Genomic DNA, 14,431 nt, shown 5'->3' with positions numbered 1-14,431 from the left:
CTCAGTCCGATCGGCAGACCACCTGGAATGTCGCAACGGACACGTTTTTAAATAGCCACCTGCGTCCCGATCTCGACGACGCGTCCGGTCGGGATCTGGAAATATTCCGTTGCATCGGCCGCCGAGCGCGCCAGCCCGATGAACAGCTTGTCCTGCCAGACCGGCATGCCGGAATTGGGCGAGGCCTTGAGAGAGCGCCGCGACAGGAAGAAGGACGTCGTCATGATGTCGAACTTCCAGCCCTGTTTGCGGCAGATCGCCAGCGCACGCGGGATGTTGGGCTGCTCCATGTAGCCGAAGGTCAGCGTCACCCGCATGAACAGCTCGTTGACCATTTCCATCTTGACGCGCTCGCTGTCGGGCACAACCGGCTGCGGTGCCGTCACCACCGAAAGGATGACGTTCTGCTCGTGCAGCACCTTGTAGTGCTTCAGGCTGTGCATCAGCGCGGTCGGCGCGCTCAGCGGATCGCTCGTCAGGAACACCGCGGTGCCCGACACCAGATGCGGCTTCTTCTTCAGCAGATTGCCGGCGAGGAAATCCAGCGGGATCTCGTTCCGGCGCGTCTTGTCGAACAAATAGCGGGTGCCGCGTATCCATGTGGACATGATCAGCCCCATGCCGCAGGCGACCGTGATCGACACCCACCCGCCTTCGAGGATCTTGACGACGTTTGCGAGGAAAAATCCAGTATCGATCGTGCCGAACAGCAGTGTGAGCGCGGCTGCCAGTGCAAGCTGCCATTTCCACCGGAACCGCATCACCACAAACAACAGGATGGTTGTCATCAGCATTTCGCCAGTCACCGAAATGCCATAGGCGGAAGCCAGCGAACTCGAACTGCCAAAGCCGACCACCAGCAGCATCACGCCGAGTGCGACCACCAGATTGACCCGCGGCATGTAGATCTGGCCGGATTGCATCTCGGAAGTATGCTGCACCTCGATACGTGGCAGCAGATTGAGCTGCACCGCCTGCCGCGTCAGCGAGAAAGCGCCGGAGATCACCGCCTGACTGGCGATCACCGTCGCTGCCGTGGCCAGCCCAACCATGGGCATTAGCGCCCAATCCGGCAGCATCTGGAAGAATGGATTGGTGGGTTTGCCGCCGTTGGCCAGAACGAACGCGCCTTGTCCGAAATAGTTGAGGAGCAGACAAGGGAACACCACGGAGAACCACGCCAGCACGATCGGCCTGCGGCCGAAATGGCCGAGATCGACATAAAGGGCTTCGGCCCCGGTGACCGCCAGGAACACCGCCCCGACCGTGACGAACGCACCGGTGGGCGTATTGGCCAGATAAGCGACGGCGTAATAGGGATTGATCGCCAGCAGGACCGACGGGTCGTCCAGCAGATGGTAGACCCCGGCGGCGCCGATCGCCAGGAACCACGCTGCCGTCACCGGTCCGAACACGGCCGCCACCCTGCCGGTGCCAAAGCGTTGCACGGCAAAAAGCATTGCCAGGATGATCAGCGTGATCGGAACAACATAAGTTTCCAGCGTCGGGGTCACCACTTCCAGGCCCTCGACCGCCGAAAGCACGGAGATGGCCGGCGTTATGATGGCGTCGCCGAAAAACAGCGCCGCGCCGCAAAGTCCGATCCCCAGAATGAACCGGGCTCCCTTTGGATAAGCGTTGCGCGCAAGCGCCATCAGCGACAGCGTGCCGCCCTCACCCTTGTTGTCGGCTCTGAGCACGAAAGCGACGTACTTTATCGTGACGATGATCGTCAGCGCCCAGACGATAAGCGACAGCACGCCGAGAACATCGTTGCGCGCTACCGGTCCCGACGATGCGTGCAGCGCTTCCCGAAACGCGTAGATTGGGCTCGTGCCGATATCGCCGTAAACCACGCCCAACGCGCCCAGCATCAAAACTCTGGTGCTGTGCTGCTCGGCCTTGGAGTGGCTGGATTGTTCGATGGGTTCTGCCTCGCTACCAGCGTGGGCAAGGGCCATGGACGACACTCCCATAGACGTGCGGCGCTCTATGCTGCGGGATGGAAAGGACGCGCTGCCGTGCCGGGAACGCATGGCCTATCGGCTCGCCTTTCCTACCAGCCACAAGCCTTCAGAAACCGCCTGACCGTTGCGGCCATGCCATACTCCAACGCATCGGCTGTCAACCCATGTCCGATCGACACTTCGGCCAATGCCGGGATGCGCCTGGCCAGCGCCGGCAAATTGCTCACCACAAGGTCGTGCCCGGCATTGACCTGGAGCCCTGCGGCCAATGCGGCATCCGCCGTCTTTCCCAATTTCTCCAATTCCTTCGCCGCTTTTGCCGAATCGGAATGATAGCTGCCATATGGACCCGTATAGAGTTCGATCCGGTCGGCGCCGGTGTCGCGAGCGGCTTTCACGGCAGCGGGATCCGGATCGGAAAACAGCGATACGCGAAAGCCTCCCTTCTTCAGGCGCTTGACAACCGGTGTCAGAAACGCAGCCTCGGCGGCGAAGTTCCAGCCATGGTCGGAAGTCGCCTGCGCCGGGTCGTCGGGCACCAGCGTCACCTGCTCGGGCTGATGCTTTTCCACAAGCGCCAGGAACTCCTCGGTCGGATAGCCCTCGATGTTGAATTCCGCATTCGGGAACTCGTCGTCGATCAGCGCCCTGATCTCAGGCAGATCGGAATGCCTGGTGTGCCGCTCGTCGGGTCGCGGGTGCACCGTCAGCCCATGCGCGCCGGCGGCAAGGGCGATGCGTCCGAGCCCGGTCACGCTTGGCCACGGCAGGTCGCGCCGGTTGCGCAGCATGGCGATGGCGTTGAGGTTGACGGAAAGCTTTGCAGGCATTTGCACGGCTCCAGGCTGATCTTGGCGCGCATCTATACCGCCTTTAACGGGAACAGACAGAGGGTTTCAGGTGTTCCAAGGTGTGCGAAGAAAATCGAGCGCAAGGAGTTCCCTGTTGAATTTTCTCGAGGCTGTGCCGGCGGTTCGCCGCATCGATACCGATCGCGAAGATCTTTTCGCCATCGATGTCGTCGGCCATGTCGCAGCGGCTGACGCCGAAAACCTGTTCGGATTGCTGGAGGCGGCCTATGCGCTGCATCCGAAGATCGACGTGCTGGTGCGCCTGATCGACCATGAGGGTGTCGACTGGGCCGACGTATCGGACGAGACGATCGAACAGGGCATAGCTCATGCCGTGGAGCATATCGGCCGCTGCGCGGCGATCGGTGAGCCGAACTGGATACCGGAGGCAAGAGCCTTTTTACCTGCCTCTTTGCCTATCGAACTCCGGCATTTCGAGGCCGAGGACGAGGCCGCCGCCTGGGAATGGCTTGGCGCCAACCCAATCGCCCAGCGCTGATACGACCGCCCTATCGGACGATCGTCAGCCGTTCGGCCGCGCGCGTGATAGCGGTATAGAGCCAACGCTGCCGGGTTTCCTTGAACGCCCAGCTTTCGTCGAAAAGCACGATCTCGTTCCACTGCGAGCCCTGCGCCTTGTGCACGGTCAGTGCATAGCCATAGTCGAAATCGTCGAAACGTTTCTTCTGCTGCCAGGGAATGTCGGCGTCCGGATCTTCGAATGCCGCCTTGAGCAGCTTGATCTTGGCGACGCCGCGATCCGGGTCGTCTTCCTCCGGCGAAACCAGCAGATTGATGCCGGGCTTGACCGTCTCGCGCGACGAGGTCATCACCTTCCACAACGAGCCGTTGAGCAGTCCCTTGGCCGGATCGTTGCGCAGACAGACCAGCTTGTCGCCGGCTTGCGGATAATCGGCGTTGAACCCCTTCAGTTCGCGCAGCCGCTGGTTGTAACGGCGGCGCGTGCGGTTGGTGCCGACCAGCACCTGGTCCGCTTTCAGCACCAATTCCTGGGTGACGTCTTCCTTGCCGATCACCTGCGCCGCGCCATAGTCGCCGCGCATGAACTCGCGGCCCTCGCGCACGTCAAGCGCAAGCCGGATGATCGGGTTGTCTCGCGCCTGGCGATGGATTTCGGTGAGCAGAATGTCCGGCTCATGGTCGGTGAAGAAGCCGCCGCCGGAGATTGGCGGCAACTGGCCGGGATCGCCGAGCACCAGGATCGGCGTGCCGAAGCTCATCAGGTCACGGCCGAGTTGCTCGTCGACCATTGAGCATTCGTCGATGACGACGAGCTTGGCCCGCGAGATCGGGCTCTGCCGGTTGAGCGAAAATGTCGGCGACATCGATGTCTTGCCGGTCACCTCGTCCGCTACCGATTCCTCGCCCTTCGGCCGGTAGATCAGCGAATGGATGGTGCGGGCATTGACCGCGCCCTTGGAACGCAGCACCTGCGCCGCCTTACCCGTAAACGCGGCGAACTGCACCTGGCCGTCGACATGCTCGGCGAAATAGCGCGCCAGCGTCGTCTTACCGGTGCCGGCATAGCCGAACAGCCGGAACAGCTGCGGCTTGCCGGCTTTCAGCCAGCCGGCCACCGCCTTCAGCGCCTCGTCTTGTTGAGGAGAGAATTCCATCAGCGCGACAGACCGGATTCGCGAGGGAAAGACAAGGTGACTGCCGTCACCGGCAAGTTTTCATCGCCGGCAATCACGCCGCTGCGACAGGGTCAGGCTATCAGTGACGAACAGGAACGTAAAGAGAACAAGGCCGGGCGGCCGCAGCTTACCCGGCCCGCTGTGGATCGTTCTCCAGCTGGATCGGCTTGCCATGCGGCGTTGCGTGCGCGGCGCGTTCCCAGGCAGCGGCGAGCGCATCGACGTCGCGCTTTCCGGAAACGCCCTTGGCCAAAAGCAGCTTTTCCAGCGCTGCCAGCCAGTGCTCGTAGTAATCGTGACCGTCGCGCGCGGCGCCCGGCCGCTTCACCTCTGCCGACAAAGCATCCGCCCATTCGCTCCACGAAAACAGCCCGTTGTCGTGCAGTGCTACCGTCATGGCAAAGGCCTCTGCTTGCCACGGCTCGGCAAACACAGGCGCCTCGACACCGGCGGGCAGCATGGCGGCAACTGAGCCCGTCTCACGCCGGCTCAAGGTAGCTCTCCCAGGCGTCGATCGACACGAGAAGTGTCGGATCGGCGCCCTCGCCCCAGATTTCGCCGCCGGTGAAGGCCACCGTATAGACCCATTGCGGGTTTTCGCCCTGGCCGTGCGCATTGGTGTCGGGAAAGACAAAGCCGTCGCGCACAGCCTCGACGACGCCTCGCTTGCCGCGTGCATAGCGCGGCAGTCTGGTGTGGCCGGTCGGATGAAAGTTCTTGGTTCGCACGGGGTCGCCCGCCTTGAACCGCGCAGGCGCGGCGACAGGCCGATCGCAGTGCCCGCCCTTGGCCAGCACCGCCGGAACGTCCTTAGCCTTCAGCACCCGTTTGGGTGTCGCTGCCGGGTCGACTGCGTCGCCCGTAGTCAGGTCCCCGTCGCTGACGAAACCATGGCGTTTGAGCAGCACCTCCAGCGCCTTGATCCATATCTGGTAGTAGCTGGAGGCATAATAATCCGCTGGATGCAGCGATTCCCGCGCGTGCCGGCTCTCGTCGATGGTCCAGGCGCCCATGGCGCCGGCGCACAACGTCACGCCCAGCGCCCGCCTTTCCCAATCGGCATGGAAATAGGGTTCGTCAGGTTCGGGCGCGACCGGCCCGAAACCCATCTGGCCGCCGAGATCCTGCGGCCCGTTCATGCCGGTTCCCGCACCAACGCCGTGCCGATCATGGCATCGCGCGTCACCAGATCGGCGAGCCTTGCCTCATCCCAGCCCTCCGTACCCCGGGGGCGCATCGGCACCACCAGATAGCGCAGCTCGGCGGTCGAATCCCACACCCGGATTGTCGTCCTCGCCGGCAAGGTCAGACCGAATTCCTCGAGCACGCCGCGCGGATCGATCACTGCGCGCGAACGGTAGGGCGGCGCCTTGTACCAGACCGGCGGCAGGCCGAGCACCGACCACGGATAGCAGGAGCATAGCGTGCAGACGACGAGGTTGTGCGTGTCGGCCGTGTTGAACACCGCCTGCATGTGCTCGCCTTGCCGGCCGGTGTAGCCGAGCGATTCGATTGCCGCCGTCGCATCACGCTTCAGCCATGCGGCAAACCCGGGATCAACCCAAGCCTTCGCCACCACCTTTGCGCCGTTGCGCGGCCCGATCTTAGTCTCATAGGTGTCGACGATAACATCGATCGCCGCCGGATCGATCAGGCCTTTGCGGGTGAGAATCGTCTCCAGCGCGCGCACCCGCGCCGCAAAGGGATCAAGCTCGTTGTCGTGGTCGTGATTGTGCGGCATGGCGTCAAATTACGATCGCGGACCTCCGGCCGCAAGCACCACGGCTTGGGCCAGCGCTATTCGGCTGCCGCCTTTTGCGGCACCGGTTCTTCCTCCTCGTCGAACAGTGACGGCTGGTCGACCGCTTCGACCGGGCTCGGCTCGCCCCGGCGCCGCGCCCACAGCCTGACCAGCCAGCCGGAAAAATGCTCCATGTAGACGTAAATGACGGGTGTGACGAACAGCGTTAGTGCCTGCGAGGCGACAAGACCGCCGACCACCGCCACGCCGAGAGGCTGGCGCAATTCCGCGCTGGCGCCGGTGCCGAGCGCGATCGGGATGGTACCCATCAGCGCGGCAAGCGTGGTCATCATGATCGGCCGAAAGCGCATCAGGCAGGCCTTGTGGATGGATTCGACGGGCGACATCCCCTCGCGCCTGAGTTCCAGCGCCACGTCGATCATCATGATGCCGTTCTTCTTGACGATGCCGATCAGCATCAGGATGCCGATCACCGCGATCACCGACAGATCCATCCCCGCCAGCCGCAGTGCCACCAGCGCGCCGAGCACCGCCGATGGAAGCCCGGTCAGGATGGTGAGCGGGTGGATGAAGCTCTCATAGAGCATGCCGAGAACGATATAGATGGTCAGAATCGCGCCGCCGATCAGCAGCCCCTGGTTGGAAAGCGAATCCTGGAACGTCTTGGCCGTGCCCGAGAAGGCGGTCGAGATCGTCGGCGGCATGCCGATCTTGTCCTTCAGCGCGTTGATGTGGCTCACGCTGTCGCCGAGGGCCACGCCTTGCGGCAGATTGTAGGAGATGGTCACTGCCGGAAGTTGGCCGAGCTGGTTGACGGTCAAAGCACCGGCGGTCCGATCGACGCGGGCGAACGCACCGAGCGGCACTAGGCTGCCGCTCGCCGTTCTCACCTTGATGGCCAGCATCCGCTCGGGCGACCACTCGATCTTCGGATCGAGCTCCATGATCACGTCGTAGCTGTCGGCCGAACCGAAGATGGTCGACACCTGCTGGGTGCCGAAACCGCCGTAGAGACTGGAGCGCAGCGTGTCGGTATCGACGCCGAGGTTCGCCGCCTTGTCGCGGTCGATCACCAGCGTCGCCTGTAGCGCGTTGTTCTGCAGGTCATTGGTGACGTCGGTGAAGGCGGCATGATCGGCAGCCATCGCGTCCGTCAGCCTCTGCGCCCAGACGTTCGTCAGGCCGGTATCGAGGCCCTGAACGGCAAGCTGGTAGGCACTCGCCGAAGAACGCGCGCCGAGCCGCAGGTTCTGCACCGGCTGCATGTAGGTTTCGATGCCGGGCACATTGGCCAGCTGGCGCCGCAGGTCCGTAAGCACCTTGTCGATGTTCGGTCGGTGGTCCTTGTCTTTCAGCTGCACAAACAGCTGGCCCTGGTTGAGCGCATTGTTTCCACTGCCCGCCGACCAGCCGACATGCGCGACGTAGGGCGAATGGGTGAAGACATCCGCCACTTGCCCCTGCAGCTTCACCATCGCGTCAAACGAAATGTCCTGGCGCGCGATGGTCGTCACCGAGACCTGGCCGATATCCTCCTGCGGGAAGAAGCCTTTCGGCGAAATCTGGATCAGCCACACCGACAGCCCGGCGGTCACGAGGAAGACAAGGAAGACAAGGAAATTGTGGCGCAGGCAGAATGTCAGCAGCCTTTCATAGCCCCGCATGAAGACGTTTTGTCTATGGCCTTCGTGCGCTGCTTTCTGCTCGGCTTTCGATAATGACAACAGCCGCGAGCACAGCATCGGCGTCAGCGTCAGCGAGACGAACATCGACGCCAGGATGGCGACCGTCACCACCACCGCGAATTCGTTGAAGATGCGCCCGATCACGCCGCCCATCAAAAGCACCGGAATGAACACGGCGACCAGCGAGATCGAGATCGAGATGATGGTGAAGCCGATTTCGCGGGCGCCCTTGAGCGACGCCTCGAGGGCAGAGAGCCCGTCCTCCTCCATGTGGCGGAAAATGTTTTCGAGCATGACGATTGCATCGTCGACGACAAGACCGACCGCCAGCGTCAGCCCCATCAATGAGACGTTGTCGATGGAAAAGCCGAACAGGTACATCACGCCCAGCGTGGCGATGAGCGAAATCGGCACCGCCACGGCCGGGATCACCGTCGCCGTTACCCGGCGCAGGAACAGGAAGATCACCATCACCACCAGCGCGATGGTGAGCAGCAGCGTGAACTGCACGTCGTCGACCGCCTCGCGGATCGACGTCGAGCGGTCGTTGAGCAACTGGATGCTCGCCGCCGCCGGCATCTGATCGTCGAAGGAAGGCAGCATCGCCTTGACGCGGTCGACGACGTCGACGGTATTGGCATCCGGCTGGCGCTGCACCGCCATAATGATGGCGCGGGTGCCGTCATACCAGCTTGCCGTCGTCGTGGTCTCGACCGAATCGATGACGCGGGTCACCTCGCCGAGCCGCACCGGATGGCCGTTCTTGGTGGCGATGATGATGTTGGAGAATCCCGCCGCATCGGTCAGCTGCGTGTTCGCGGTGATCGTCAGCTGCTGTTTGTTGTTCTTGAGCACGCCGAGCGGCGTGTTGCTGTTGGCCGAGGCAATGGCCGTCTGCAGCTGGTCGATCGAGATGCCGCGTGCGGCGAGCGCCGTAGGATCGATCTGGACGCGTACGGCATATTTCTGCTGGCCGTAGATCGAAACCTGCGCAACGCCGTCGATCGTCGACAGCGACGGCGAAATCACATTCTCGGCAAACGCGTCGAGATCGGTCAGCGGAATTGTGTCGCTGACCAGCGACATCAGCAGGATCGGCGCGTCGGCTGGATTGACCTTGCGGTAGCTCGGCGGGCTGGTCATCTCCGGCGGCAATTGTCGTTGCGTGCGTGCGATCGCTGCCTGCACGTCGGCGGCGGCTGCATCGATGTCGCGGTTGAGCACGAACTGAATGGCGATCGAGGTCGAGCCGAGCGAGTTGGTCGTCGAGATCGAATCGATGCCTGCGATAGTGGCAAACTGCTTGATCAGAGGCGTTGCCACCGAGGTCGCCATGGTTTCCGGCGAAGCCCCGGGCAGCGAGGCCGAGACGTTGACAACCGGAAATTCGGCGCTTGGCAGCGCCGCGACCGGCAGGAATTTGTAAGCAAATAGTCCGCCCAGAACCAGGGCGAACGACATGAGCAGCGTGGCGACGGGCCTGCGGATGCAGAATTCGGAAATCATGGCTGTGTTCCGCCCGTCCGGTCAGCCTCGGCAACCTTCGGAGCCGCCTGATCGCCGGTGCCGGTCGAAGCCTTGCCTTCGCGCACCGCCGCGCCGTTCTTCAGTTTGGTCTGACCCTCGACGACGACACGCTCGCCGCTTTTCAATCCTTGGCTGATCGCGGTGTTGGTGCCTTCTGTCAGCGCGACCTGCACGGGCCGCATTTCAACGGTGTTGTCCGGCTTGATCACATAGACGAACGGGCCCTTCTGGCTGGGCTGGACGGCGACCGTCGGAACGGACGTCATTTGTGGCATGATGCCGGCATCGAGCACGACGTTGACATATTGGCCCGGCCATAGCGAAAGATCGGCGTTGGGCACACTGGCCCGCGTTGCGATCGTGCCCGACGCCGTGTCTACGCTGGAATCGACGAAATCCAGCGTTCCCTTGCCGATCGGCTTCGGGTCGCCGTCCTTGGTCAGCGTCACCGCACCTTGCTGCGGCGCTGCCAGCGCCTTGTGCAGCAAGGCAAGATCGCTTTCGGGGAGATTGAAGTTCACCTGCAGCGGGTCGACCTGCGTGATCGTCACCAGTGGAGTCGACGTGCTGCTGCCGTTGCTGGTGGTGACGAGATCGCCGACGGCGACGTTGACTGCGCCAAGCCTGCCGGAGATCGGCGCCCTGATCGTGGCGAAGCCAAGCTGGATTTGGTCTGCATCGATCGTTGCCTTGTCGGCGTCGACGGTGGCCGCGGCGGATTTCTGCGCCGCGACGGCCTGATCGTAGGTCTGCTGTGTTCCGGCCTGCTTGGCGACGAGATTTTTGGCGCGCTGAAGATCGGCCGTGGCGCTGGCAAGCAGCGCCTGGTCTTTCGCGAGCGTCGCCTGATCGCGTGCCAGTTGTGCCTTCAACGAGCGATCGTCCAGCGAGAACAGAACGTCGCCGGCCTTCACCATTTGTCCGTCCTTGACCGCGATTGCGACGATCTGACTCGATATCCGCGCGTTGATGCTGACCACGGCAGGAGAGGACACAAAGCCGATGGCATAGCGCCGGACCGGGAAATCGGCCGTCGCAGCGGTGGCGGCAACCACTGAAGTCGTACGCGCGGCATTTGCCGCTGCAGTGGGCTTGTCCGCTGTCGCCGTCTGCTTCGCCGACAGCATCTGCTGAAGACCGCTCATTGCGCTGGGCGAAAGATAGAGCCACGCCGCGGCAACGCAGGCTGCAGCGATCACCGCTAATACGATCTTTCCGCGCATCGACAAAAGACCTCTCGATCCGACACGCCGCTATCCGGTGGCCGTAGTCTAGCTCAACTCGCAGCCTCTTGCCGCGCTTTTGCCAGATAATAGAGGATGCCGAAGGCGAAAAAGGGCCAAAACCCGTCATTACGAAGATTTAATGTGCAGTGCACAATAGAACGGCAGCTAACGCAGCATCGGCCACAGCGTCGCCGCAAGCATCACACCCATGGCGATGTTGAACCATTTGAGCCGCACCGCATCCGCCAGAAAGCCGCGCAGCGCCATGCCGAAACCGGCCCAGGTCGAAATGCTCGGCAGCATGACGACGGCGAAAGCGGCTGCGATCAGCACCACCGACACAAACGGGCGTTCCGGATTGGTATAGACGGCCATGGCTGTAATCGCCATCACCCAGGCCTTGGGATTAACCCACTGGAATGCCGCAGCCTCGATGAAGCGCATTGGCTGGCCCTTCGCCTCGCCTTCGCCGTCGAGCGAGCGCGACATGGCGATCTTCCAGGCGAGATAAAGCAGGTAGAGGCCGCCAGCGATCTTCAACCCGGTATGCAGCACCGGAAAGGCCGTCAACACGGCGCCAAGCCCGAAGCCTACGGCAAGCAACAGCACGAGGAAGCCGAAGCCGATGCCGAGCATGTGTGGCACGGTTTTGACCAAGCCGAAATTCACGCCCGAGGCCAAAAGCATGAAATTGTTGGGACCCGGTGTGATCGAGGTCACGAAGGCATAAACCAGCAGAGCAAGGAATGCATCGAAGGTCATGGAGGATCGCAAAGATCAATAATATTGAAATACTGACTTAAATCGATGAGGTGCTGAGTGCAAATGCAATTCGTTGGTCCACGCGCGCCCAGCGTTCTTTCATATCTTAGGCCAATATCCGCTGAGAACATCTATCTGCGGTAGGGCTGCACCGACCATAGATCTGAATCCGGGGCAGTTTCGCGCTGACGGCGCACGCGTCGCAGCCCTTTGCGTCTCGGCGTATTCTCCGGAATCTTGACGCTGTGCGCCAGACCCAGGATCGCCAGAACCTGAATGAATAGCCAGCCGAGATCGATCTGTCCGTGTTCCAAACCAAGCCGTGCAGACTCGGGAAACGCGTGATGGTTGCCGTGGAAACTCTCGCCGAACGTTACCAGCCCGAAACGCGGCAAATTGTATCCTTGCACGGCAACGTCGTCGACGCGCCATCCTTGCTCCCCATCTCGGTGCGCAAAATGCCCAACCAACCAATGCCCGGCAAGCGACACTGAAACGCGCACCGCGATTCCCCATACCACCCAATCCCAGCCGCCAAACGCGAAAAAGAGGATCGCCCAGGGCAGTTGTTGCAGCATCCAGGTGCGTTCGACGAACTTGTAGAACGGGTCATTCCTAATCGAGGGTTCGATGATGAAGGTGGGTGGATTGCGCAAAGCGACCGCGCAATGCATCTGCCAGAAGGCATCGGTGAAAAATGGCCGACGATGGGCATGGAGATCGTGACATGCGGTCTGGCGCTGAGCCCAGTCACGAATATCGTGAGCATAGATCATCCCAAAAGGACCGGCCATGCCGACGAGCACGCCAAGGTAGACCAGCGCATGCTCGACCCAGATATGAACCTTGAACGACCGGTGGATGAGCAGACGGTGCATCCCCACCGAGTGTCCGGCGCAGATTGTCGCCGCCGTTGTCGCAACGAATAAGGCGAAGGCACTCCAGCTAAATGTCATCGGTCCCAACACAATGGCGGCGATCGTCATCGCCCCGACCCAGATCGACTTTGCCGGCACCCACACGACTTTGCCGTCTTCGGCGTCACTGTCCTGTTGGGAAATCATTCTGCCCGTGGATATGGTTTTCATCGGTACCCCTCCTCCTGCATGAACATTTCCGGACCACAGCCTTGCCTTCTGGCGCGTCGTCCGTTACTTAGGCAGTAAGCTAATCGTCTACTACTGCGAATTAGGTATTTAGGCAATAGTCTAAATGAAAATAAGAAAAGCGGACCGAGGCGCAGCCAACGCCTCGGCATCACAAGGTGGCAGACAGTGATCGAAGATGCAGAGCACGCAGCGGATGCCGAAACGGCTGCTCACGCAAATGGCGCGATACAGCGCGTGTTTGAAGCGCTATCTTCAGCGCCCCGGCGCAAGATCCTCGCCTATCTTGCGCACTCTTCCCTAACGGCGGGCGAGATCGCGGCGCGCTTCGAGATGTCGAAGCCGTCGATCTCGCAGCATTTGAGCATTCTGGAGACGGCCGGGCTCATCGCCAAGGAGCGGCACGGACAGTTCATCCACTATTCTCTGGTCCAGAACAATCTTGTGAACACGCTGAATGGATTTGTTCAGGATGTCTGCCCGGTATCGCGCCCTATCAAGAGAGAAAGCAAAGAACTTGGTCGAGGCGAGGCAGCGCAAAGATCGCACTTGCGCAAATCTGAAAAGCCCTAGCGGCTTTGCATCGTTTTCATGAGCGCCTTGGCGTATCGGCAGGCGTCAAATTCCACAGCGATCTCGCAAGACTTTTTGTAAGCGGCCATCGCCTCGGCTTCGTCCGCAGAGACGCCTTCACCATGCTGAAGGGCGCCGCCATACATGGTGCAACCCCAGGCATCGCCCTCATTGCAGCTCAGCTTGAATGTGCGATAAGGGCAAGATTCGTTTGCACTACCGGCGGCAAGCAGTTTGTTTAGCCCAAGCCGACCCAAAAGAATTCCCGCGCCGCGATTTGTGCAGCCGCCGATACTGCCAGTTGCGCAGGCCTGGGCGAACATCTCCTCGGTCCATTGCTTGTCTTCTGGCGAGTGCTCCTGGATGACCCTGGCCGTCTCGAAACAGGCTTCGCCCCTGCGTCCGTCGAAACACCGCCTGGCACAGGCCAAGACGTCTTTCTCACAACCTTGGTAATCTATTCCCGGCGTGGAAAAGAGCGCGTCATCGACGCCCGACGCCCTGCGCCAAATATCGGCCGGGCATTGTTGGAAATAATAGCTCGGTGTGCCCCTGCGGTCGATTTCTTCAAACAATTTCGGCAGCACTGACTTGTCGAATACCGGCTCCTGGCTGGCCGCCGCCGTCGTGACCGCAAGAACGATTGCGCCGGCGCCTGCTCGAATTGCCGCCGCGAGCATCATGATCACATCCCTTGCGGGCCGCGGTTCATCGCCGCCACCCCGGTACGGCAGATCTCGACCAGCCCGAGCGGTTTCATGATGGCGATGAACTGATCGAGCTTGGAGCCCTTGCCGGTGATCTCGAAGATGAAATGCTCGGTGTTGGCATCGATGACGCTGGCGCGGAATGCATCGGCGAGCCGGAGCGCCTCGACGCGGGCTTCGCCGGTGCCGGCGACCTTGACCAGCGCGAGTTCCCGCTCCAATGGCCGCTCCTGTCCGAATTCCTGCGACCGCACGGTGAGATCGACGACGCGGTGCACCGGCACGATGCGCTCGAGCTGGTGCTTGATCTGCTCCAGCACGTGCGGCGTGCCGCGCGTCACGATGGTGATGCGCGACAGGTGCTTTTCGTGCTCGGTTTCCGAGACCGTCAGGCTCTCGATGTTGTAGCCACGTCCCGAAAACAGGCCGATGACCCGCGCAAGCACGCCCGGCTCGTTGTCGACCAGGACCGAAAGCGTGTGGTTCTCTGGTTTTTCCGTCTCCTTGGCGATGAAATAGGCGGAGCCGGTCGGTTGCAACTGTGCGTTCATGACATGAATCTCGATTTCAAACTTTTGCGCTAATCTGCTGTTTTCGCACAGCTTCC

Annotated in this window: 14 protein-coding genes; 2 read left to right on the top strand and 12 right to left on the bottom strand. The window is 61.7% G+C overall.

All coding sequences use genetic code 11. The features are described from left to right. Positions 1-47 precede the first annotated feature (47 nt). Both NKH93_RS16135 and NKH93_RS16130 read right to left on the bottom strand, forming a co-directional pair. On the bottom strand, positions 48-1,961 hold the full coding sequence (locus NKH93_RS16135; RefSeq protein WP_352539580.1) for a potassium transporter Kup: 1,914 nt from the start codon (positions 1,959-1,961) through the stop codon (positions 48-50). A gap of 95 nt (positions 1,962-2,056) precedes the next feature. Then, positions 2,057-2,797 (bottom strand): pyridoxine 5'-phosphate synthase, encoded by a 741-nt coding sequence (locus tag NKH93_RS16130; RefSeq protein ID WP_352681724.1) that lies wholly within the window; start codon positions 2,795-2,797, stop codon positions 2,057-2,059. A gap of 115 nt (positions 2,798-2,912) precedes the next feature. Between NKH93_RS16130 and NKH93_RS16125 the strand changes: the two genes are divergently transcribed. After that, positions 2,913-3,317, top strand: a complete 405-nt coding sequence (locus NKH93_RS16125) for a SpoIIAA family protein (RefSeq protein WP_352456501.1) — start codon at positions 2,913-2,915, stop codon at positions 3,315-3,317. A 10-nt stretch (positions 3,318-3,327) separates the two neighbouring features. Here NKH93_RS16125 and NKH93_RS16120 read toward each other — a convergent pair whose 3' ends face one another. From NKH93_RS16120 to NKH93_RS16085, 8 genes are all read right to left on the bottom strand, one after another. Next, the gene (locus NKH93_RS16120; RefSeq protein ID WP_023720791.1) at positions 3,328-4,455 is read right to left on the bottom strand and encodes an ATP-dependent DNA helicase; all 1,128 of its coding nucleotides are present in this window, start codon (positions 4,453-4,455) and stop codon (positions 3,328-3,330) included. A 148-nt stretch (positions 4,456-4,603) separates the two neighbouring features. Then, a complete protein-coding gene (locus NKH93_RS16115) occupies positions 4,604-4,936 on the bottom strand; it encodes a nitrile hydratase accessory protein (protein ID WP_352919605.1) in 333 nt (110 codons plus the stop codon). Between the two features lie 19 nt (positions 4,937-4,955). Further along, the gene (nthB, locus tag NKH93_RS16110; protein ID WP_352919479.1) at positions 4,956-5,615 is read right to left on the bottom strand and encodes a nitrile hydratase subunit beta; all 660 of its coding nucleotides are present in this window, start codon (positions 5,613-5,615) and stop codon (positions 4,956-4,958) included. Then, positions 5,612-6,217: a nitrile hydratase subunit alpha gene (nthA, locus tag NKH93_RS16105; protein ID WP_352501008.1), complete on the bottom strand. Its 606-nt coding sequence runs from the start codon at positions 6,215-6,217 to the stop codon at positions 5,612-5,614. Before nthA ends, nthB begins: the two co-directional genes overlap by 4 nt. A gap of 56 nt (positions 6,218-6,273) precedes the next feature. Beyond that, positions 6,274-9,429 (bottom strand): efflux RND transporter permease subunit, encoded by a 3,156-nt coding sequence (locus tag NKH93_RS16100; RefSeq protein ID WP_352919482.1) that lies wholly within the window; start codon positions 9,427-9,429, stop codon positions 6,274-6,276. Then, the gene (locus NKH93_RS16095) at positions 9,426-10,673 is read right to left on the bottom strand and encodes an efflux RND transporter periplasmic adaptor subunit (RefSeq protein WP_352919484.1); all 1,248 of its coding nucleotides are present in this window, start codon (positions 10,671-10,673) and stop codon (positions 9,426-9,428) included. Before NKH93_RS16095 ends, NKH93_RS16100 begins: the two co-directional genes overlap by 4 nt. Before the next feature lie 168 nt (positions 10,674-10,841). Beyond that, positions 10,842-11,438, bottom strand: coding sequence for a LysE family translocator (locus NKH93_RS16090; RefSeq protein WP_352970856.1), 597 nt, complete (start codon positions 11,436-11,438; stop codon positions 10,842-10,844). 131 nt (positions 11,439-11,569) lie between these two features. Next, positions 11,570-12,526 (bottom strand): acyl-CoA desaturase, encoded by a 957-nt coding sequence (locus NKH93_RS16085; protein WP_352471632.1) that lies wholly within the window; start codon positions 12,524-12,526, stop codon positions 11,570-11,572. A 186-nt stretch (positions 12,527-12,712) separates the two neighbouring features. On the opposite strand from NKH93_RS16085, the gene NKH93_RS16080 reads away from it, so the two are divergent. Then, a complete protein-coding gene (locus NKH93_RS16080) occupies positions 12,713-13,117 on the top strand; it encodes a metalloregulator ArsR/SmtB family transcription factor (protein WP_352570428.1) in 405 nt (134 codons plus the stop codon). Here the strand turns inward: NKH93_RS16080 and NKH93_RS16075 are convergent. Next, positions 13,114-13,800: an SEL1-like repeat protein gene (locus NKH93_RS16075; protein ID WP_352471630.1), complete on the bottom strand. Its 687-nt coding sequence runs from the start codon at positions 13,798-13,800 to the stop codon at positions 13,114-13,116. The two genes, NKH93_RS16080 and NKH93_RS16075, sit on opposite strands and share 4 nt — an antisense overlap. Before the next feature lie 2 nt (positions 13,801-13,802). Then, the gene (gene ilvN / locus NKH93_RS16070) at positions 13,803-14,375 is read right to left on the bottom strand and encodes an acetolactate synthase small subunit (protein ID WP_023676680.1); all 573 of its coding nucleotides are present in this window, start codon (positions 14,373-14,375) and stop codon (positions 13,803-13,805) included. Between the last annotated feature and the right edge of the window lie 56 nt (positions 14,376-14,431).

The organism is Mesorhizobium sp. M0954, from assembly GCF_040319155.1.
Taxonomy (GTDB): domain Bacteria; phylum Pseudomonadota; class Alphaproteobacteria; order Rhizobiales; family Rhizobiaceae; genus Mesorhizobium.
This window is presented reverse-complemented; position numbering and strand designations above follow the sequence as displayed.

Excerpts from the sequence above, each read along its gene's own strand:
- NKH93_RS16135 (WP_352539580.1), bottom strand. The coding sequence starts at position 1,961 with ATGGCCCTTGCCCACGCTGGTAGCGAGGCAGAACCCATCGAACAATCC.
- NKH93_RS16130 (WP_352681724.1), bottom strand. The coding sequence starts at position 2,797 with ATGCCTGCAAAGCTTTCCGTCAACCTCAACGCCATCGCCATGCTGCGC.
- NKH93_RS16120 (WP_023720791.1), bottom strand. The coding sequence starts at position 4,455 with ATGGAATTCTCTCCTCAACAAGACGAGGCGCTGAAGGCGGTGGCCGGC.
- NKH93_RS16115 (WP_352919605.1), bottom strand. The coding sequence starts at position 4,936 with ATGCTGCCCGCCGGTGTCGAGGCGCCTGTGTTTGCCGAGCCGTGGCAA.
- nthB (WP_352919479.1), bottom strand. The coding sequence starts at position 5,615 with ATGAACGGGCCGCAGGATCTCGGCGGCCAGATGGGTTTCGGGCCGGTC.
- nthA (WP_352501008.1), bottom strand. The coding sequence starts at position 6,217 with ATGCCGCACAATCACGACCACGACAACGAGCTTGATCCCTTTGCGGCG.
- NKH93_RS16100 (WP_352919482.1), bottom strand. The coding sequence starts at position 9,429 with ATGATTTCCGAATTCTGCATCCGCAGGCCCGTCGCCACGCTGCTCATG.
- NKH93_RS16095 (WP_352919484.1), bottom strand. The coding sequence starts at position 10,673 with ATGCGCGGAAAGATCGTATTAGCGGTGATCGCTGCAGCCTGCGTTGCC.
- NKH93_RS16090 (WP_352970856.1), bottom strand. The coding sequence starts at position 11,438 with ATGACCTTCGATGCATTCCTTGCTCTGCTGGTTTATGCCTTCGTGACC.
- NKH93_RS16085 (WP_352471632.1), bottom strand. The coding sequence starts at position 12,526 with ATGAAAACCATATCCACGGGCAGAATGATTTCCCAACAGGACAGTGAC.
- NKH93_RS16075 (WP_352471630.1), bottom strand. The coding sequence starts at position 13,800 with ATGATGCTCGCGGCGGCAATTCGAGCAGGCGCCGGCGCAATCGTTCTT.
- ilvN (WP_023676680.1), bottom strand. The coding sequence starts at position 14,375 with ATGAACGCACAGTTGCAACCGACCGGCTCCGCCTATTTCATCGCCAAG.